Annotated in this window: 15 protein-coding genes and 1 riboswitch; of the genes, 12 read left to right on the forward strand and 3 right to left on the reverse strand. The window is 50.8% G+C overall.

Going from position 1 to position 20,376, the window contains the following annotated elements; genetic code table 11:
• Positions 1-184: 184 nt before the first annotated feature.
• The 6 genes from cobN (at position 185) to SPB21_RS33300 (ending at position 9,396) form a co-directional block, all read left to right on the forward strand.
• Positions 185-4,174 (forward strand): cobaltochelatase subunit CobN, encoded by a 3,990-nt coding sequence (gene cobN, locus SPB21_RS33275; RefSeq protein ID WP_499869334.1) that lies wholly within the window; start codon positions 185-187, stop codon positions 4,172-4,174.
• Positions 4,171-4,809 (forward strand): cob(I)yrinic acid a,c-diamide adenosyltransferase, encoded by a 639-nt coding sequence (locus tag SPB21_RS33280; RefSeq protein WP_163665247.1) that lies wholly within the window; start codon positions 4,171-4,173, stop codon positions 4,807-4,809. Before cobN ends, SPB21_RS33280 begins: the two co-directional genes overlap by 4 nt.
• A gap of 60 nt (positions 4,810-4,869) precedes the next feature.
• Positions 4,870-5,898: a dihydroorotase gene (pyrC, locus tag SPB21_RS33285; RefSeq protein WP_499869336.1), complete on the forward strand. Its 1,029-nt coding sequence runs from the start codon at positions 4,870-4,872 to the stop codon at positions 5,896-5,898.
• A gap of 121 nt (positions 5,899-6,019) precedes the next feature.
• Positions 6,020-6,164: riboswitch (cobalamin riboswitch) on the forward strand.
• A complete protein-coding gene (locus tag SPB21_RS33290; RefSeq protein ID WP_499869338.1) occupies positions 6,139-6,870 on the forward strand; it encodes a HupE/UreJ family protein in 732 nt (243 codons plus the stop codon). (Overlaps the previous riboswitch by 26 nt.)
• Positions 6,871-7,262: 392 nt before the next feature.
• Positions 7,263-8,303 (forward strand): cobalamin biosynthesis protein CobW, encoded by a 1,041-nt coding sequence (gene cobW / locus SPB21_RS33295; protein ID WP_499869340.1) that lies wholly within the window; start codon positions 7,263-7,265, stop codon positions 8,301-8,303.
• A 196-nt stretch (positions 8,304-8,499) separates the two neighbouring features.
• Positions 8,500-9,396 carry a pentapeptide repeat-containing protein gene (locus SPB21_RS33300; RefSeq protein WP_499869342.1) on the forward strand — a complete coding sequence of 299 codons (897 nt, stop codon included), beginning with the start codon at positions 8,500-8,502 and terminating at the stop codon, positions 9,394-9,396.
• Positions 9,397-9,416: 20 nt separating this feature from the next.
• Here SPB21_RS33300 and SPB21_RS33305 read toward each other — a convergent pair whose 3' ends face one another.
• Together SPB21_RS33305 and SPB21_RS33310 are read right to left on the reverse strand one after the other, a co-directional pair.
• On the reverse strand, positions 9,417-10,076 hold the full coding sequence (locus tag SPB21_RS33305; RefSeq protein ID WP_499869344.1) for a GDYXXLXY domain-containing protein: 660 nt from the start codon (positions 10,074-10,076) through the stop codon (positions 9,417-9,419).
• Between the two features lie 76 nt (positions 10,077-10,152).
• Positions 10,153-11,547 (reverse strand): DUF2157 domain-containing protein, encoded by a 1,395-nt coding sequence (locus SPB21_RS33310; RefSeq protein ID WP_499869347.1) that lies wholly within the window; start codon positions 11,545-11,547, stop codon positions 10,153-10,155.
• Between the two features lie 318 nt (positions 11,548-11,865).
• On the opposite strand from SPB21_RS33310, the gene SPB21_RS33315 reads away from it, so the two are divergent.
• Both SPB21_RS33315 and SPB21_RS33320 read left to right on the forward strand, forming a co-directional pair.
• The gene (locus SPB21_RS33315; RefSeq protein WP_499869349.1) at positions 11,866-12,165 is read left to right on the forward strand and encodes a hypothetical protein; all 300 of its coding nucleotides are present in this window, start codon (positions 11,866-11,868) and stop codon (positions 12,163-12,165) included.
• Between the two features lie 129 nt (positions 12,166-12,294).
• Positions 12,295-13,068, forward strand: a complete 774-nt coding sequence (locus tag SPB21_RS33320; RefSeq protein ID WP_499869351.1) for an SIR2 family NAD-dependent protein deacylase — start codon at positions 12,295-12,297, stop codon at positions 13,066-13,068.
• Between the two features lie 124 nt (positions 13,069-13,192).
• On the opposite strand, the gene SPB21_RS33325 is transcribed toward SPB21_RS33320, so the two are convergent.
• The gene (locus SPB21_RS33325; RefSeq protein ID WP_499869353.1) at positions 13,193-14,626 is read right to left on the reverse strand and encodes a cobyrinic acid a,c-diamide synthase CobB; all 1,434 of its coding nucleotides are present in this window, start codon (positions 14,624-14,626) and stop codon (positions 13,193-13,195) included.
• Between the two features lie 184 nt (positions 14,627-14,810).
• On the opposite strand from SPB21_RS33325, the gene SPB21_RS33330 reads away from it, so the two are divergent.
• From SPB21_RS33330 to cobJ, 4 genes are all read left to right on the forward strand, one after another.
• Entirely contained in the window at positions 14,811-15,854 is a 1,044-nt protein-coding gene (locus SPB21_RS33330; protein ID WP_499057977.1) for a sirohydrochlorin chelatase, read from the forward strand.
• 476 nt (positions 15,855-16,330) lie between these two features.
• Entirely contained in the window at positions 16,331-17,626 is a 1,296-nt protein-coding gene (gene cbiE, locus SPB21_RS33335) for a precorrin-6y C5,15-methyltransferase (decarboxylating) subunit CbiE (protein WP_163702972.1), read from the forward strand.
• The gene (locus SPB21_RS33340) at positions 17,616-18,365 is read left to right on the forward strand and encodes a precorrin-2 C(20)-methyltransferase (RefSeq protein ID WP_163702973.1); all 750 of its coding nucleotides are present in this window, start codon (positions 17,616-17,618) and stop codon (positions 18,363-18,365) included. Before cbiE ends, SPB21_RS33340 begins: the two co-directional genes overlap by 11 nt.
• Entirely contained in the window at positions 18,349-20,370 is a 2,022-nt protein-coding gene (gene cobJ, locus SPB21_RS33345) for a precorrin-3B C(17)-methyltransferase (RefSeq protein ID WP_499869356.1), read from the forward strand. The genes SPB21_RS33340 and cobJ overlap by 17 nt, the downstream gene beginning before the upstream one ends.
• Positions 20,371-20,376: the final 6 nt, after the last annotated feature.

Consider the following 20,376-nt stretch of genomic DNA (forward strand, 5'->3'; position numbering starts at 1 on the left):
ACTTTGACGTCTACAGACCAGGACGGTTTACCTACAATATCAATGTGCTGAACTGCCAAGCTGTTAATTGCGGGGTTTAAGCTGTTCTGCTGAGCATATGCGTGCAGGCTGTCTGCACAATGGACGGGATCAGGATGGTGATGGGAAGTGCTAAGATCCATAGCCGATACCCACCTATGACCGCATGCATCGCATTGCCGCAACACCGGGAGGATGGAGCCCAGATACAGACGGAGTCATCATTCTGGAACAAACCCCAGCCCCCATCGTAATCCTCACCGCTGCCGATACAGAAATCCAAACCCTGGCTGCTAGCCTGCCGAGACTTCCTAAAGACTTTCCTGAATTTCGAGTCGCTAGCCTGCTGCAGCTACAACAAGAACTGAGCATTGATACTTATGTAGATGATGTATTGAGTAAAGCCCAGGTCATTGTAGTGCGGCTGTTGGGGGGACGCAGCTACTGGAGCTATGGTCTAGAACGCCTGCGGGAAGTTGCAGAGTTCCAGGGCATTAGCCTGGTGGTATTACCCGGTGACGATCGCCCCGATCCGGCCCTGAGCAGTTTGGGTACGGTGCCCCTAATCGTAGCGGATACACTCTGGCACTACTTTGTGGAAGGGGGAGCGGAAAATCTGACTTACGGGCTACAGTATTTGGCTCGAACCTGTTTGGAATATCCCTATGAGCCACCTGCACCGAAGTCCGTGCCGCAGTGGGGGGAATATGCATGGAAGAGTAGGAGAATGGGAGAGTGGGAGAGGGAAGAAACAGACAAAAATGTCGTTATTTCTCCCAGAATTGGGGTGCTCGGGGGGACTTCAACCGATATAGTTTCTTCGAGAAAATATCTTAAGCCCCAGCCGACGGTGGCGATTTTTTTCTATCGGGCTCATTATCTGTCTGGCAATACCCGCGTCATTGATACTCTTTGCGAAGCCTTGCAATGCCGTGGGTTAAATCCGCTGCCGCTTTTTCTGCCCTCTCTCCGCAATCCAGATATTCAGGCTCAGCTGCTAACTGAACTCACTGAGAATCGTAGTATTGATTTGATTTTGAATACCACTGGATTCTCTCTTGCTAAGTTAAATGCTGAGTCTCCCCAGGTGGACTTTTGGCAAAAGTTAGATGTGCCGGTGCTTCAGGTGATGCTCAGCGGTGGCAGTGAAGACCAGTGGCAACAACAGTGGCGAGGATTGTCACCCCGAGATATTGCGATGAATGTGGCGCTACCGGAGGTGGATGGCCGCATCATTAGTCGGGCGGTGTCGTTTAAGGCGGTGCAGACGGATCATCCTCAGCTGGAGACGACGGTGATGGCCTATGAGCCGAAGGCTGATCGTATTGAGTTTGTTGCTGACCTGGCAGCTAATTGGGTAACGCTGCGGCGCACGGCACCCCAGCAGCGCAAGGTGGCACTAATTCTGGCCAACTACCCCAACAAAGATGGTCGTTTGGCCAATGGGGTGGGGCTGGATACTCCCGCTAGCTGTTTGGAGATTTTGCGATCGCTAACGTCAGCAGGCTATACCGTTACCCCCGGCACTATTCCCCCAGAAGAAATTTTATCGGCCACCGGTGCAGATTTGATCGACTGGCTTACCCAGGGCATTACCAATGATCCTGAAGGGCAAGGCATGCGCCCTGTGCATCAAACTCTCTCAGCAAAAGATTATCAAGAGTATTTTCAAATGCTGCCTGCGGCTGTGCAACAGGGTGTCATTGACCGCTGGGGAGCGGTGGACCCTGACGTGGATATTCCCATTGCCGGCATTCAACTGGGTAACATTTTTATCGGCATTCAACCCTCTCGGGGCTATGACGATGATCCGTCGCTGAACTACCATGCGCCAGATTTAGAACCCACCCATCGGTATCTTGCATTTTATGCTTGGCTGCGTTGCCAGTGGGGAGCCCAAGCTGTTGTCCATGTGGGCAAACATGGCAATTTGGAATGGCTGCCGGGCAAGAGTTTGGCCCTGTCTGAAACCTGTTATCCAGAAGTGGCCCTGGGGCCAATGCCCCATTTATATCCCTTTATTGTCAACGATCCGGGGGAAGGCACCCAGGCAAAACGTCGGGCGCAGGCGGTGATTTTGGATCACCTGACGCCACCTTTGACTCGGGCTGAACTCTATGGCTCGCTGCATCGCTTGGAGGCGCTGATTGATGAGTATTATGATGCGGAGTCGTTAGATCCAAAAAGACTTCCGGTAATTCGCGATCGCATCTGTTCCCTGGTCACCCAAGCAAATCTACAACAGGATCTCAGTTTGTTGCCAGGTCTGGCTCCCATCTTGCCACAGCTGCAACTCTCCCAAGAAAAGCAACCTGGATCGCGGCGCAATGATCAATCGTTAGATTCAAATGCCTTTAGCGAATTTATTACCCAAACAGACGGGTACCTGTGTGATCTCAAGGAAGCTCAAATCCGTGATGGGTTGCATATTTTAGGTCTGTGCCCCGATGGCAGGCAGCTGCGGGATTTGATGGTGGCCATTGCCCGGCAGCCCGGTCCCGGTCGTCAGGGGTTAACCCGTGCGATCGCAGACGACTGGGGCTGGGATCTGCATTTTGACCCCCTCACCGCAGATTTAGGCACTGTTATCAAAGATCTGGAGATACCAGATACTTTGTTGCAGCCTGAGCGGTTGGCAACTCTCTACACCGTTGGTGATGCCGTTGAAGTACTAGAACACCAGGCGGCTTGCTTAGTGGAACAATTGCTGGCTAAGGAAGAGAATTTCGTCTGCGGTCCTAAAACAACTGCAGAACTTACCTGGATCCGCCAGTGGCTCTGGCCCAAACTCACCCAAACCTCCGAGGAAATCACCCACCTGCTCCACGGCTTAAATGGAGGCTATGTGCCCAGCGGTTCCTCTGGTGCACCGACGCGGGGACGGGCGGATGTGCTGCCCACCGGGCGGAATTTTTACAGCGTTGATATTCGGGGACTGCCGACGGAAAGTGCCTGGGATGTGGGTCGTCGAGCCGCAGAGAACCTGGTGGAGCGCTACACCCAAGAGCAGGGAGACTATCCCAAAACCCTGGGTCTGTCCATGTGGGGCACGGCCACCATGCGCACGGGCGGAGATGACATGGCTGAGGCCCTGGCTCTCCTGGGAGTGCGCCCCGTTTGGGATGGGGTGGGTCGTCGGGTGGTGGATTTTGAAATTCTGCCCCTATCGGTGCTGCAACGCCCCCGCGTAGATGTTACCCTGCGCATTTCGGGATTCTTCCGCGATGCCTTTCCTAACCTGATTGATTTGTTTAACTCAGCGGTGGCAGCGGTGGCAGCGCTGGATGAACCGTCTGGCATGAATCCCCTGGCTACCCAGGTAAAGCAAGAAGCCGACCATTGGCAGTCCCTGGGGTTTAGTGCTGAGGATGCCGATATTCGTGCCCAGTACCGGGTGTTTGGGTCTAAGCCAGGGGCCTATGGTGCCGGACTTCAGGGACTGATTGAGGCACAAAACTGGAGTAGCGATCGCGACCTGGCTCAGGCCTATATTAACTGGAGTTGCTATGCCTATGGGCGACCCAGCACAGGAGAGTCTTCGGAGCAACAACAGCCGGGTAACGGCAAATTGCGCTCCACCTCCGTTCCCGATGTCTTTCAACAACGGCTAGGGCAGCTGCAAATTGTGTTGCACAATCAAGATAATCGAGAACATGATCTATTGGACTCTGACGATTATTATCAGTTTCAGGGGGGCCTAGTCGCTGCCGTGCGCGCCACCCAGGGCAAAAATCCCACAGCCTATTTTGGTGATCACTCCCGCCCCCAACAGCCGCGAATTCGCTCTTTGCCCGAGGAGATCAGCCGAGTTTACCGTTCCCGCGTTGTCAATCCTAAATGGATTGCCGGGGTGATGCGCCATGGCTATAAAGGCGCTTTTGAGATGGCTGCCACGGTGGATTATCTCTTTGCCTATGATGCAACAACCCACGCGGTGGCTGATTTTATGTATGCTGGCGTTGCCGAGACGTACATTCTAGACGACAACGTTCAACGCTTTATCCAGACCCATAATCCCTGGGCGTTACGGGATATGTCAGAACGGTTGTTAGAAGCCCACCAGCGAGGATTATGGCAACAGGTTTCACCCGAAATGCTAGAACAGCTGAGGGCCATTGTATTAGATGCCGAAGCTCACATTGAGGAAACACTATGACCAACCCACAGAACACCCCACAAAATACGTCAGAAGAGCAAGCCCGTCTACAGAAGATAAAAGCCGCTAAAGATCAGTCCCGTGCCAACCGCGCAGGGAATGAAAAAGGACTGTATCTTTTGTTTACAGGATTAGGTAAAGGTAAAACCAGTAGTGCCATGAACCTGGTTTATCGCCATTTAGCCCATGATATGAGGGTGGCTGTGGTGCAGTTTATTAAAAACGACAGTGCGTTTCCCGATGGCGATCGCATCATGTTGGAAAAGCTCAAGGAACAGGGTTTTCCCATCAGTATCGATACCCTGGGTGGGGGGTTCACCTGGGAAACCCAGGACCCGGATCAAGACCAGCGGATGGCGGAGCAGGCCTGGCAAACGGCAACCAAGCTCATTGCGGACCCCGATATTTCCCTGGTTGTTCTGGATGAATTACACATTGCGCTCAAAAAAGCTCGGCTAGATCTGACACCTGTAATGGCAGGCATTCAGGCTCGTCCTAACCATTGTCATGTGGCCAGTACCGGACGCTATGCGCCCCAGGAATTAATTGATGTTGCTGATTTGGTGACAGAAATGAATCGCATCAAGCACCCCATCAGTGCAGGTATTCCAGCCCAGATAGGGATTGAGTATTAGATGGCTTTCCATAGTGGATGGACACTATAATCACGTTGCTACTTGTTTAATGATTAAAAGATGCAAAAGCTTACCATAACTCGACCCGACGACTGGCATCTGCATGTGCGGGACGGTGTGATGCTGAAAGCGGTTTTGCCCCATACGGTGCGTCAGTTTTCCCGCGCCATCATTATGCCGAATTTGAAGCCCCCCGTGCGCTCGGTAGCGGATGCGGCAGCCTATCGAGATCGCATTATCGCAGCCATTCCAGCTGGCAAACAATTTGAGCCGCTGATGACCCTCTACCTGACTGACAATACAGACCCCAAAGAGATCATTGCGGCCAAAGCCTCCCAGTTTGTTAAAGCGGTTAAATACTATCCAGCCGGTGCAACAACCAATTCAGACTTTGGTGTGACGGATATTCGTAAGTGCGATCGCGTCTTTGCTGCCATGCAGCAGGTGGACATGCCCCTATTGTTACACGGGGAAGTGACCGATAAAGGGGTCGATGTTTTTGATCGTGAGAAGATATTTATCGAGCAACAGTTGCTCCCACTTAAGCAGCGATTTCCCAACCTGCGTATCGTGCTTGAGCACATTACCACCTCAGATGCTGTGCAATTTGTTCTGGCCCATAACCATGTGGCTGCAACCATCACACCGCAGCATTTATTGTTTAACCGTAATGCGCTCTTCCAAGGGGGAATTCGCCCCCACTTTTATTGCCTGCCAATTTTGAAACATGAGCAGCATCGTCGGGCAATTTTGCAAGCGGCCACTTCGGGTAATCCTAAGTTTTTTCTGGGTACCGATAGTGCCCCCCATGATCGCAACAATAAGGAAACATCCTGTGGCTGTGCCGGTTGCTATTCGGCCTTGCATGCTATGGAGTTGTATGCAGAAGCGTTTGAGAGCGTTGACGCCCTCGATAAACTAGAAGCGTTCGCCAGCTTCCATGGACCAGACTTTTACCAACTACCCCGCAATACGCAGCAAATTACCTTGGTCAAAACAACGTGGCGCATCCCTGATCAAGTGCCTCTGACTGAGTCTGAACTTGTGCCGTTACGGGCAGGGGAAGAGATGACGTGGCAAATGGCATAGGACCTACAACAGGGTATGGGTATAGTTCTAACAGAAAGGCCAAGAAACAACGTTCTATGCCAATCCTAAATAGTTAATCCTATGCAATTTTGATATCCAAAGCGAAGGCGAAGGTGGTAGATTTAATCTGCTTAGCATCGGTTCTAGTGGGGAACAGCCGCTAGAGGAAAGGGGGAAAGCGCAGTGAAAATCTGCCACTGTCCCGCAGCTGTGAAGGAAGTTTTATACCTCCCAGTCAGAATGCCCGCCGATGGTCAACCTGCCGTTTTATTGATCTGCGAGGTACAGATGGGTTTATATGCTTTAGTCGCCTTGAAGGGTTTCAAGGTTAAGAATCTTTGTCGTTCAGGCAAGATTGCGCTTGTTGCGATCACAGCACTTCTCCTCAATGGGTTGCCTGCCCTAGCTCACCATCCGTTAGGTGGAAAGACACCCGGTAATTTCATTGAAGGATTTTTATCCGGTATTGGTCATCCGGTCATTGGATTAGACCATCTAGTGTTTGTCATTGCCTCAGGGTTGTTAGCAGCAGCCATTGGTCGCAACTTAATTATTCCTGTTGCCTTTGTTTTAGCCTCTCTTTTGGGTACAGGAATTCATTTGGTGAGCATTGATTTGCCGCTTCCTGAGCTGGTAATTTCTGCCTCAGTGCTTGTCTTTGGTGTACTACTAGCCCTAAAAAAGCGGCCAAATAGCACAATTATCACTGGTTTAGCTGCCATTTCTGGGTTGTTCCATGGATTTGCTTACGGAGAATCCATTTTTGGTGCTGAAATGGGTCCTTTGATGGCTTATTTGCTAGGATTTGCATTGATTCAGCTTGCGATCGCAACAGCTGCCTATGGGATGGGTAGTCGCCTATTCCAACAGTCACCCGAAAGTTCAGCGCTGCGATTTGCTGGTTTTATTATTTGCGGTGTGGGCGGTACGTTTCTGTCCACACTGATGATGGATTATGTTTTGCTCGCTTAACCTACGCTGATCTACTGTGAACCCTCTTAAAGGGTACTGTGTATGTATCTGGAAGATAATGTCCCAAAAGGTAGACATGGTCTTGAATTTGCCCACTCTGCAACTTATGCGTACATGGTAGCTCCAAAAGGAAAGGTAAAAGATCGACTAGACATCTCAAACTATCCTGTTTGTTATTTTTAGCTTTCTTTCATACTTGACTTCAATTTGCTTGGAGAGAATTTAGGAAAGAGCTTTTTTAGAAATAAATAGTTCCTCTGTAGGAACCCACTGCTGTACGTCCAATGCAGGATCAGAATCAGTTGTCTGCATCCTGACGGGTGCACCAATGTGCACCTCTACCAAACCAAATTTGCACAAAATCTTGAATCTTTAGTCGTTAGGAAAAACCAATGCATAAAATTCCTGTTACCGTAGTCACCGGCTTTCTAGGTTCCGGTAAAACTACGCTGGTGCGTCATCTATTGCAAAACAACCAGGGACGACGCATCGCTGTATTAGTCAACGAGTTTGGAGAAGTTGGCATTGATGGAGAAATTCTAAAATCCTGCCAGGTCTGTGATGAAGATGAGACCCCTGATACTAAAATTCTAGAGCTTGCTAATGGGTGTCTATGCTGCACTGTGCAAGAAGAGTTTTTGCCTACCATGCAAACTCTTCTAAAGCGACGAGAAGACATTGACTGTATTGTCATTGAAACCTCAGGGTTAGCGCTGCCGAAGCCTTTAGTGCAGGCATTTCGTTGGCCTGAAATTCGGACTGGCGCAACCGTGGATGGTGTGGTGACGGTGGTGGATGGCAATGCCCTTGCCAAGGGTCAAATTGTTGGCGATCTAGAGGCCCTAGAATCCCAACGACAGGCAGATGACTCATTAGACCATGAGACACCCATTGAGGAACTGTTTGAGGATCAGCTAGCCTGTGCTGATATGGTGCTACTGACTAAGACCGATGTGATGTCGGAGGATAACCGTCTTAAGGTACAACGATGGCTCCAACAGAAGGCACCCACGGGTGTTAAGGTTGTTCCTTGTCAGCAGGGTGAGATTAGCCCAGATATTTTGCTGGGCTTTAATGCCGCTGTTGAAGATGACTTGGATAGTCGTCACAGCCATCATGATCATGAAGAAGAGCATGAGCATGACGATCATCTGGAGTCCGTTTATGTTGAGCTAGATAAGGCGTTTGAACCTGCTGTTTTGGTGCAACGTTTGCAATCATTGGTGAAGCAGCAAGAGATTTATCGCATTAAAGGCTTTGTCTCTGTCCCAAACAAAGCGATGCGACTAGTTTTGCAAGGTGTAGGCCAGCGTTTTGATCACTTTTATGATCGCCCCTGGCAAGCGGATGAATCTCGTCAGACTCGGCTAGTGGTCATTGGCTCTGAGCTGGATAAAGAGACCGTTACTCAAGCTATGGCAGGAACTGCATAGGCCTGATGGTGAGCCATGGCCCATCGACTTAGTTCAAAAGTCCATGGACCATGGCTCAAACCCGCATTGGTTGCAAAAGCACAAAAAAGGCAGAATACGCCTTGGCGTAAATGGGGTGGTTAAGCGCGCATAAATATTTAGGGCGTTCCCGAATGATGGGAGCGATAATGGGCTCAACATTGAGGGAGTCTCAAGCATGCGAGAGCGATTCAAGCAGTGGCCACCAAAGATAAGCATCAACAAGGGGTGGGTGATGGGAGCGATCGCCACTCCAGTCTTTCTCTGGTTAGTGTGGTGGCTTTGGTTACTCCCCGTTCGTCAACCTCAGCCAGATGACGGTCGCCTATCCCACAACGAAAGAGTCACCCTTGCTCACCCACATCGTCAAACCCTCATCAGGGGGATTGGGACGCTCGCAATGGTTGCCGGTGGAGTTTTCCTTTTTCTCCGTTTCCGCATTGCTAACAGAAATGCAGAGGCAATCGACCTGAGCGGGACCGACCTGAGCGGGGCCGACCTCATCAGCGCCGACCTTATCAGTGCCAACCTGAGCGGGGCCAACCTGAGATATGCCGACCTGAGATATGCCGACCTTATAAGTGCCAACCTCAACGGCGCCAACCTCAGCGGGGCCGACCTCAGCGGCGCTAACCTGAGTGGGGCCGACCTTATCAGTACCGACCTCAGTGGGGTTAATCTCAGCGGGGCCAACCTTAGGTATGCCAATCTCAGCGGGGCTGACCTGAGATATTCCGACCTCAGCGGGGCCGATCTCAGATATGCCAACCTCAGCGGGGCCAACCTCAACTGTACCCTACTCAGCGATGCCAACCTCAGCGATGCTAACCTCAGCGGGGCCTTGCTATTTTTTATAAATTTACGAGAAGTTCTAAATCTTGAACCGCTTCAACTCGAGGTGAAACCTTCACCTTTTTTATGTAATGTTGCATTGCCTGCTTATTCCAAGCAACCAGATGTGAATCCCAATCGTGCCTGCGATCGCATGCCCCAACTCTTGAGCACTCGCTATGATATTCCCCTCGAAGAGGCCCAAGGGATCGTCGATGAAGCTCGACAACACCAATGGGACTAACCCAAAGATATCTCCTTACATTAAAAACGATAGTTAGTGCTATTTACCCATAGTCCTACTAACACCGCATTGCCATGGCTATCGATTTTGATGTCTACCACAAAAGCTTCTTGATCTCGCCATTGAGTTTCATTAATATGTGCATTGATATCTACTCTTTGATCCTCTGGCATGTAGTAACGCTCCAGACCGTAGGTGATTCGATTGTTAGCGTATTGACCTTTTAGAACAATCTGATTAGTGTCTAGATCGTCAGGTCGTGTTTCACTGACGAGAATGGGTTGCCAGGGAGTTGGAGGCGAAGTCTCTGTTTTGGGAGCTTCCAAGACAACAAAAAAGGCCTGAGGCTGATAGTCATAGTCCTCAAAAAACTTCTCGCCACCCGGAAGTGTGCGCAACGTCTCACGTTGGGAAATGTCATAACGCAGGGTTTGGTAATACCCTCTCAAAAAATCGTAGGGATCGACAGGGGCAGTTTGTAGCGTAACAGATGTGCCTGTGGCGGAGGTATAGACATCCTGAGCAGGCACTGCGACAATTATTGCGGTCTGAATCAGTAGGGGAGCCCACAATCGCCAACCGGGTAGTCTACGTCTTGGCAACGATTGGATGGGCACTGGCTTACCATCAGGCTTAACCAGAGTTTTAATGTCGGGATGTTGAGATGACGAAGATGACATAGGACAGTACCTAAAAAAACGATCAATGATAAATGTTGTTTTGTTGTTCAAGAAGTGTCGTTTGCAAAAATCAGGTTTAAGCTTGACTGAGGCGTGCTGATGAATGCTTAAGTCGATGCTCAAACCATAACCCTGCAACAATTATGCCGATGCCGCAGAGTACTAATACAACGGCCTTCAACATTAAGTCAGTGTTGTACTCAAATAAGCGACTGAGTAGTCCTAACACTAACAACACCATTCCACCCCAAAAGGTGCGGCGTACGCCTAAGGCTAAACTATCCCGCAACAGGGCCAGCGCCAGTAAGAACAACATAATGTTAACGACAATAGTTGCAACGATGTTGATATCCCCCAGGGAGATGTGGGTAATTACGATTCCGGTAGATAGGATGAGTATCAGGGCGATTGTAACGGTATTGATCGACTGTTCTTGCCAGAGATTCCCATGTCTCAGCTGGTGTCGCAGTCGCAGCCATCCTAGCCCCGCAAAAACGCTAAATACTACGATGTTCACAAACCACCAGGACAACTCGGTCAACGTATCATCTTGAAATAGGTGTGGGCTGGCCCAGGTAGCCTTAAATGAAAAGATATAGAGTGTGAGACTCAGCACCGTAATAGCCAGGCTACGTGACACCGTTTGAAACGGATCTGGTCGAGTATGAATAGAACGGGGAGTAAATCTCCACACGTCTCGGTCATAGCTCCATAGGCAGGCGACTGGCAGCAGCAGTGAAATGGCCAACAGTCCATTGGTGACATCATAGGAAAATAGAGCTAGGGGAAATGCGCTTGCAAAACCCAATCCAGCCAGAACAAACACCACCCGTGACCGACACCAATAGGCCAATGGCACAAATAATCCACAGACTATCAGCGGCATCATTCTCATGGGGAACTCTAGCCAGCTAGAGTTTGTTGGCCAGAAAGTCGAAACAGCCCATGAACCATAGCTAATCGCCATAAGTCCCCAAGCCATTACACCTAAGGATGTGAGCCTGAGGCTGTAGGCCATCAAGGTCACCCCTATTCCCCAGAAAAAGTAAAGCTCATAGGCCTGTCCACTTTGGTGAAACATTTGCGACATCAGGGCCATATTTGCACCCAGCGATAGTGCCCCTGTTAATAAAAGACCGTGGCCCAACCGCTGTAACCCTTTATGGCGAGAGGGTCGTCGCCATAAATAAAACCCTGCTGCATTGATCCCAACAAACAGCACCATCAACAAGCACACTCGAAATGCTCGGGACCAAACCTGCCAGTTGGCAGCCACAAAGGTGATTAGCCCCAACCCCAACAAGATGCCACCAAGGCCTAACAAAATAGCTATAAACTGATTTTGGGCGTCTGGTTCAATCTCACCAAATTTATAACGCTCCGACAGTTGTTCGTAGATATCTACGGTAATGACACCTTCTTGCCACCACTGTTCTGCTTCCTTGCGAAGTTGTCGACGAAACTTGGACATAGCTACTACCTGCATAAACCCTCATCTGTCTATGGAGCCAGTTTGGCAATAGTTTCAATGAATTTTCCATGAGTATGGTGTAGCTGACGGAAGCAGATCCAATAGGCCAGATGTCAGGCGAAGTTCATCGAAGTAAGGCGAAGTCAAACTGCGTTGTATCTCTTTGAGCCGTCGAATTGTTTGAATATTGGAAATTTGTGTTGCAGCAATCTGAGATTTTATAAATGTAAACGATAAAAAAACGTCATTCTCAATTCATCTAAAGTTGATTAAGGTTAAAAAACAATTAATAATTCTCAATGGCAGATGAGGTATCTGATGAAATTAACTATTGTAAGTTCTTTCTTTGTGTTTGCCGGCATCCTTATTGGTGAGCTTGCCACTGCCCAGACGCAGGATACTACCTTTGTGGGTGAAGTGTATCGAGTGTGGGAAGACGGATTTCAGTTGAAGACGGAAGATCGCTCTATAACTGTTGACTCTTACGACGTTTGTGGAGATAACACCACTCGTCACATCACCGTCGGGGAACAAGTGACTGTAACCGGTGAGTTTGAAGGGGGAGAGTTTGATGCGTTTTCCATTACGAAGGGTGATGTAGAAAAGGCCTGTAGTTAGAGATTTTAGTGGTTCGGTAGCTTCGAGGAAGTAATACCAGACTATAGTCGTCCTTAAGCAATTAGGACATTGGGATGGGTAGGTTAACCTGGATGTTCCAAACACCTTACCCATTGCTATACCTAGACTATGACTACTATTCTTGAGGACGTTGCCGAGCATTTGAGTCAAGCCGAGCAGATTCTGTTTATTACGGGGGCAGGCCTCTCTGCTGATTCGGGTTTGCCCACCTACCGGGGTGTGGGTGGGCTATACGAAGGACAAACGACAGCAGAAGGCTTTTCGATTGAAGAAGCCCTAAGTGGCTCCATGTTTCAGGTGCAGCCCGACATTACCTGGAAATATCTCTGGCAACTTGGTGCGGCATTACACAATACTTGCCACAATCGTGGGCATGAGGTGATTGCGGAAATTGAGCACCATAAGCCTAACACTTGGGTCTTAACCCAGAATATTGATGGGTTTCACCGCTCGGCAGGCAGTCAAAACCTGGTGGAAATTCACGGTCGTGCTTCAGAGCTTTATTGCATCAAGTGTGATTATGTCACCACAGCCCAGGACTTCCTGGCGGACTATGGCCAAGAGGTGCCTCTGCCCCCCATCTGTCCAGCCTGCCAGGGGATTATTCGTCCTGCCGTTGTCCTGTTCGGTGAAACTTTGCCCGAACGGGGCATCCAAGCGCTTTACCAGTTTCGGGACATGGCCTGGGATCTTGTCTTTGCGGTAGGAACGTCGGGGCTTTTTCCGTATATTGCCGAACCTCTGGTTAGAGCACAGTTGAAGGGTATTCCCACGGTAGAAATTAATCCGGGTGAAACGATGTTGTCGTCTGTGGTGGAATATCGGATTGCCTTAGGAGCAGCGGTGGCGTTAGAGCAGATTTGGCATTTGGCTCAGCATTAGAGACAAAGCCATAATGTTCTAGGGTTGCGACGATCACGGGTGTCCTTTTAATCGAGAGCTCTTGCCGCATCGCTAGGCTCAAGGACGTTAGCTGATACTAATGTTGTCGGGGTAGTTCTAAAGACTATGGCCGACAACATTTAACAAACTGTTGGGCAAAGGTGGGATTGCTGCCAAAGTGTAAATGAACGTAACTGGCGAGGACATTATAGACCTGATAACCTTCCCAGGTTTGATGGTTTTTCCATCCTTGCAGTTTGTAATTAAACTCTAATTGTCCCTTTCGACTTCGCTCAGGGGACGTCGGGGTGATTTCCAGCAGATTACCTTGAGCATCCACAATGTCTGAATAGTGAAACCGATGACCGCGAATGGTGCCCTGTTTAGGGAAGCCACCGTAGGGTCCCACCATGTCTACCTGGCGATAGCCCAGCTTCACCCGTTGTCCCATTGTTGTCCAAAACGGAAGCATGCCGACAAAGGGATAGCGTTGTTGTTCAGCACCCAACAATCCCTGGGAAAGATACATCAGGCCACCGCATTCTGCATAGACTGGGCGTCCTGACCGGCAAAAGTTTGCGATCGCATCCCGCATACCCTTATTCCCAGACAGTTGTTTAGAATGCAGCTCAGGGTACCCACCACCAATATAAAGACCATCCAAATTCTCAGGCAAAGAATCCTTTAGAGGGGAAAAAGGAATCAGTTCTGCCCCTGCCTGTTCCAGCAGACTCAGATTGACCCCATAGTAAAAACAAAACGCCTGATCCTGGGCAATCCCAATACGGACCTTAGGAGAGTGGGACAAGCATTGTTGAGCATCGGTTTTCATCTCTAGATGACTGGGTGCTACGAGTTGGTCTGAGCGAGAGTTGGCAATATTGACTAACTCTGCCAAATCCAGATTGTCGGTTACCAGCTTTGCCAGACTGTCCAGATAGTCAGTCTCAGCTAATTCTTCCTCTGTCGCCCGCCATAGTCCTAGATGACGTTCAGGAATCCTTACGGGCTTAGAGCGAGGAATCCCCCCTACAATAGGCACCCGCACAGTCTGGCTGACCGCCGAACAAATGCGATCCAGGTGGGACGCACTGCCAATTTGGTTACAAATCACCCCCGCCACCGTCAGGTCTGGATCAAAGTTGCCATAGCCTGAAATCAGGGCTGCTGCACTGCGGGCCAAAGAACGGGCATTGATCACAAGAACCACCGGTGCCCCCAGCCACTTGGCCATTTCCGCCGTACTCCCCGATTCAGACTCCGCGCCGTAGCCATCAAACAGCCCCATCACCCCTTCAACAATGGCCAGATCAGCTCCCTGGCAAGCCTGATCAAAGATCTGACGATTCTGAGCCTGATTTAGCATCCAGCCATCCAGATTATGGGACACTCGCCCCGTTGCCCGCTGATGGTGGCTGGGGTCAATAAAATCGGGTCCTACCTTAAAAGGCTGTACCTGCAGACCCTGATGGGTAAACGCCCGCATGAGACCAATGGCAATAGACGTCTTACCCACACCACTGTGGGTTCCAGCAATAACAAGGGTGGGAATCGGCATGCTGTGAAAACTATGTTGAAACGCTAAAGGTCCTTTAGTTACATAACATTTCTCGTAACATGCCACTGCCCTATGGAGCATTTGATCCTGGAAGACGGCGAGAGTTTATAGTTTTCCGAAAAATCAAAGTGTGCATAGGGCAAATCGGCATGGGGGAATTCCATGTTTCGTCGGCTGCCGACAAATGTTAACGTTAATCCCTGACCTCTATCTCTCTGGATTGCCCAGAGGCCATGATAACCACATGAGTCAATCTAACCCTCTTTTACTTTTGGGCCATGGCACTCGTGATGCTAATGGGCGTCAGGCATTTCTTGATTTTGCCCATACGTTTCAAACCTATGACCCTAGCCGTCCCGTGGTTCCTTGCTTTTTGGAACTGACGGATCCCCTGATTCAGGCAGGCATTGATAGCTGTGTTGAGCAGGGCTATCACGAGCTAACCGTACTGCCGGTGCTACTGTTTGCTGCACGCCACAGCAAGTTTGACGTCACCAATGAACTAGATCGGGCTATCCAGCGTCACCCTCAACTGAAGCTCAACTATGGTCGCCATTTTGGTGTATCCCTACGCTGGTTAGACCTGTGGCAAAAACGGCTAGAACAGGCAGATAAAGAAAGCACCGTACCCCGTGAACAAACCGTACTGCTATTTGTCGGTCGCGGCGCATCGGACCCTGATGCCAATGGCGATGTGTATAAGCTGGCTCGGATGCTGTGGGAAGGTAGCGGCTACCACGACCTGGAAGTTTGCTTTACCGGCATTACCCACCCTCGGATGGAACGAGGCTTTGAGCGCGCCCGAGCCTGGAATCCTAAACGAATTATTGTGATCCCCCACCTGCTGTTTGATGGGGTGCTGGCAAAGCGGATTCAGACCATTGTTGAACAAGAGCAGGCGGCTCACCCTGACATAGAAGTGCAGAGCCTATCAGTAATTGGTGCCGATCCAATTTTGTTTGAGCTAATTCGCGATCGCGAACAAGAAGCCCAAGCTGGCCAGGTCTCCATGAACTGCTACACCTGCAAGTTTCGCCAGGTAGTCAGCGCCCAGGGACATGGGCATCACCATCATGATCACGGGCACAGCCACGACCATGGCCACAATCACGAGCACGGCCACAGTCATAGCCACGACCACCCTGAAGGACAAGCCCTATACCACGGCATTCCCGACCTCTATCCCGAAGTGGAGGATTACCATGAGCGAGCCTGGCAGGTACCCTAAAAGAGCATTAACACTAAGTCCATGATTCTGTTTTTCTGCGCTACGTTTTTGGCAGGCAGCAGCTCAGGATATATACAATCGACCCCGCCGTAACCCCTTAATCTATGCAATTTTGGATAGCCTAGTACGTTGGGTTGTAGGGCGGCGTTCCGGCCCTGCCCATGGGGGTTTGGGGAACTCGGAGGGACCCCAAGCAGCTGGTTTTGCAGTTAGCCAACTACTCAAAATATCTTGGTTGTAAAGTTGGCTAATTGCGATAAGGACTGCTCAGGACTTTCCTCCCCGAACCCCTTCTGTTCGTGGGGGCCTAACTCCCCTTTACGGAAGTATCCAAGTGATCCCACTTAGGCAAGCTGGGTTTCCCCGACAGGGTAGTCGCTCATAGCAACAATACGGGTGTGGTGAGGTTACGGTGGGGTCGATTGTTCAGGTTATCCCAAGCCATGCAATTCTCTTTTGTTTAAAAGCTCTTCAGCGTGAAACAATCTTGTCCTCAAAACTTACTGCATGTTATCGGTTTAGGGTTAGACGGTCTGCAAAGTCTGAGCCCTGAATCTCTAGCCTGTCTGAAAAAAGCTGAGATTATTGCAGGTAGTAAAGCCCATCTACAAACTGTAGCCGAGCATCCAGCTCGCAAGCTGCCCCTCAGCAACAATATTGTCGCCTGGATCGACCAAATAGCCGACATACTTCAACAACAATCCGTTGTAGTTCTAGCCAGCGGCGATCCACTGTTCTATGGTCTAGGCCGCCTCCTAACACAACGATTCGACCGGCAATATCTCCGATTCTATCCCCAGGTAAGCTCTATCCAACTGGCCTTTAACCGTCTAGGGATTCCCTGGCAGTCGGCCACCATCGTCAGTGTCCACGGTCGTCAGCCCGATCACCTGGAGCAGGCCCTCAAACAAGGCAAATCTCCCCTCGCAGTTCTGACCGATTTTGTCCATACGCCAGGAGAAATTGCCCGGCTTATTCAAGATATACGCCCCCCTGCGCAGTATCACATGACCGTATGTAGCCAGCTCGGAGCTACTGAGGAGACTATCCAATCAATTTCTATAGAAGCAGCAATAGACAGTTCGTTCCCGAGCCCTAATGTTGTTGTCCTAGAAGCACAGCCTCTGACACAAGCCCTGCCTCAGCCCCTCTTCGGCATTGCCGATAAAGACTTTCACACCTTTCCCGATCAGCCTGGTTTGATTACAAAGCAGGAAGTCCGTGCTTTGTCCCTCTCCCTGCTGCGATTACAGCCAGATATCACGGTATGGGATGTAGGAGCCGGTACTGGGTCCATCTCCATTGAGATTGCGCGGCTAATACCCGATGCCCACATCTATGCCATTGAGAAAACGGCTGCTGGGCTGACCTTAATCGAAAAAAACTGTCGTCGCTTTGGTACGCCTCACATTTCTCCTATCCGAGGTGTTGCGCCAGCGGCGCTAAACTCTTTGCCAGACCCGGATCGAATCATGATTGGTGGGGGAGGAAAAGCAATGTCGGAAATTTTGGCGGTGTGTTGCGATCGCATCCGCCCGAACGGTTTCATTGTCGCCAACTTTGCCACCCTCGAAACCTGTATGCTAGCCAAGCAACAGCTACAAAATAAGGGCTGGATTGTACAGCTATTGCAAGTCAACATTGCCCGCTCAGCCACCCTGGCCACCGCCACCCGGTTTGTTCCTTTAAACCCTGTGATTTTGTTGCAAGCCTCTCGACCATTCCCTCAACCCGATGCAGGCTCAGATCAAGGAGAAAGCAATGACATCTAATGAGTTACTGACAAAATCTTCTGCCTGGGGCAAGTTGTGGGGAGTGAGCGTTGGTCCAGGAAATGACGAATGGCTCACCCTAAAAGGACTGCGAATTTTACAGACCGTGGATGTGGTGGCCTGTCCCCAGAATCGACATGGAAAGCCCGGCATGGCCTACAACATTGTCAAATCTCACCTGCGGCCCGAGCAAACGATTTTGCCCTTAGATCTGCCCTTTGTGCGCGATCCGGTGCAGCTACAACAGGCCTGGACCACAGCAGGAGAGAAACTAGTACCTTTGTTAGCCCAAGGCCAGGATGTGGTGTTTATCACCGAGGGAGATGCCAGCCTATATAGCACCTTTAGCTATGTGGCCCAGTCGGTGCATCGTTTGGCCCCTGACGTCAAGATTACCACTGTACCGGGTGTGTGTTCTCCCCTAGCCGCCATGGCTGCCCTCAATATGCCCTTATCCCTGGGGGCAGAAAAAATTGCCATTCTTCCTGCCCTGTATGACGTTTCCGAACTGACCCATGCCCTGGAGTGGGCTGAAGTTGTGGTGTTGATGAAAGTGGCATCGGTGTTTGGTCAGGTATGGCAAATCCTCCACGCAGCAGACCTTCTAGACCACGCCAGTCTGGTGGAACAAGTGGGTTCACCGGAGGAAAAACTGTATTCTAGCCTGGTGGACCTGGCTGACCATACCCCCCCCTACTTTTCCATTTTGATTGTGCGCCGCCATGACTATCACTTCTAAATCTTCTCCAAAGTCTGAATCTAGACAGCTCGAATCCAAGATCGTGATGATTGCGCCCACGGAGGCAGGTTGCCAGCAAGCTCTGCAGCTGTGGGATGGTCTGCAGCCCCTGGAACTTTGGACCAGGGAAGATACTCTAGCTTCGATGGATACTGCTGATCGTGTTATACAATATCCTGATTGTCAGCCCCAAATATCGCAGGGCAACCACAAGGGATTGCCCCTACAGGAGCATCCATTTTTAGCTGGGTTTACTGACTTAGAATTTGGTGTCGTTCATTGTTATAGTGGCTCCCTAATCCCTGTGGTGGCAGCTTGTTGGGACCGAGCCACACAGCTAGTCTTTTTCTTGCCCGTGGGGGCAGTGGTGCGACTGATTGCCCCACTACTCCAAAACAAACACCAGGATCCGGGGGTGGTGGCCATTGATGACAGTGGTAAGTTTGTGGTTAGCGTTAGCGGGGGACACCAGGGGGGAGCTGATGCGCTCACACGACAATGTGCGGCCCTACTGAGAGCTGCACCGGTAATTACGTCAGCCTCTGAAGGACAACAGCTACCGGCTGTAGATCTGTTGGGTAAGCCCTATGGTTGGCAGCGTGGAGGGGGAGATTGGACAAAGGTGGCGTCAGCGCTGGCACAACGAGAGGCGATCGCAGTGCATCAAACCTGTGGTGAGACTCTATGGCGACAGATGTTACCTGACGATTCTTCTTTTTATTTTGCAGATCAGCAGACTGCGGCTTCAAATACTCAATTACCAGCCTCTCCGCAACTGTGGATTTCGGATCAGCTACCCCCTAGTCAGGATTCAGAAGGGCACAACCCAGCGAAATCTCTTCAAGTGTGCTGGCATCCTCGTACATTATGGCTAGGGCTGGGCTGTGAGCGAGGGACATCGACAGAGTTAATTGAGGTCAGTATTAGACAGGTGTTGCGCGATCGCAACCTGGCCTGGCAATCCATCGCCGGCATCGCCTCCATTGACCTCAAGCAAGACGAAGTCGCCTTTCAAACCCTGGCAGAACGGCATCAGTGGCCCCTGCACTTATTCAGCGCTGCTCAACTACAAGAACCAGCGGTTCCCAATCCCTCAGATGTCGTTACCCAGGCGGTGGGGACACCGTCTGTCGCTGAAGCCGCTGCCCTGCTGGCCGCCCATAGTCAGGAACTGGTGATAACAAAACAAGTCTTTAAAGGTGAGCAGCAGGGGGCCTGCACCATTGCCGTAGCCCGCGCTGACCAGCCATACAATCCCCGGCCGGGTCACCTGTATCTGATTGGCTCAGGTCCTGGCTCTTTAGCCCAGCTCACCGCAGCGGCCCGGGCCGCTCTGTTGGACTGTGATGTGGTAATTGGCTATGGCCTTTATTTAGACCTGTTGCGGCCCCTATTCCATCCTAACCAGGTGGTTGAGACTAGCAAAATCACCCAGGAAGTACAGCGGGCAGAGCGAGCCGTTGCCCTGGCCCACCAAGGATTAACCGTAGGCATGGTGTCCTCCGGCGACTGCGGCATTTATGGCATGGGGGGCCTGGTGATGGAATGCCTGGTGCAGCGAGGCTGGGATGGCAACACACCCGGTGTTTCAGCCTTCCCAGGAATTACGGCACTCCAGGCAGTGGCAGCCCGGGTGGGGGCTCCCCTGATGCATGACTTTTGTGCCATTTCCCTGTCTGATTTGCTAGTGCCTTGGGACGTGATCGAACAGCGGTTGGAGGCAGCTGGCCAGGGTGACTTTGTGGTGGCGTTGTACAACCCGCGTTCGAAAACCCGCACCAAAGGGATTGAAATTGCGTTAGAGATTTTGCGGCGGCATCGTCCGGTTGATACACCGGTTGCGATCGCACGTTCTCTCTACCGTTCAGGAGAATCCGTCCGCTGTCTTACCCTGAAAGAGGTAGATGTGACCACCATCGATATGCTCACCGTGGTGTTAATCGGCAATACCCGCACGTTTTTGCATCAGGGTCGCATGGTTACCCCCAGGGGTTACAAAGTCTAGAAATCG

It is taken from the genome of Leptothoe sp. ISB3NOV94-8A, assembly GCF_043421595.1.
In the GTDB taxonomy this organism is placed as follows: domain Bacteria; phylum Cyanobacteriota; class Cyanobacteriia; order Phormidesmidales; family Phormidesmidaceae; genus Leptothoe; species Leptothoe turfae.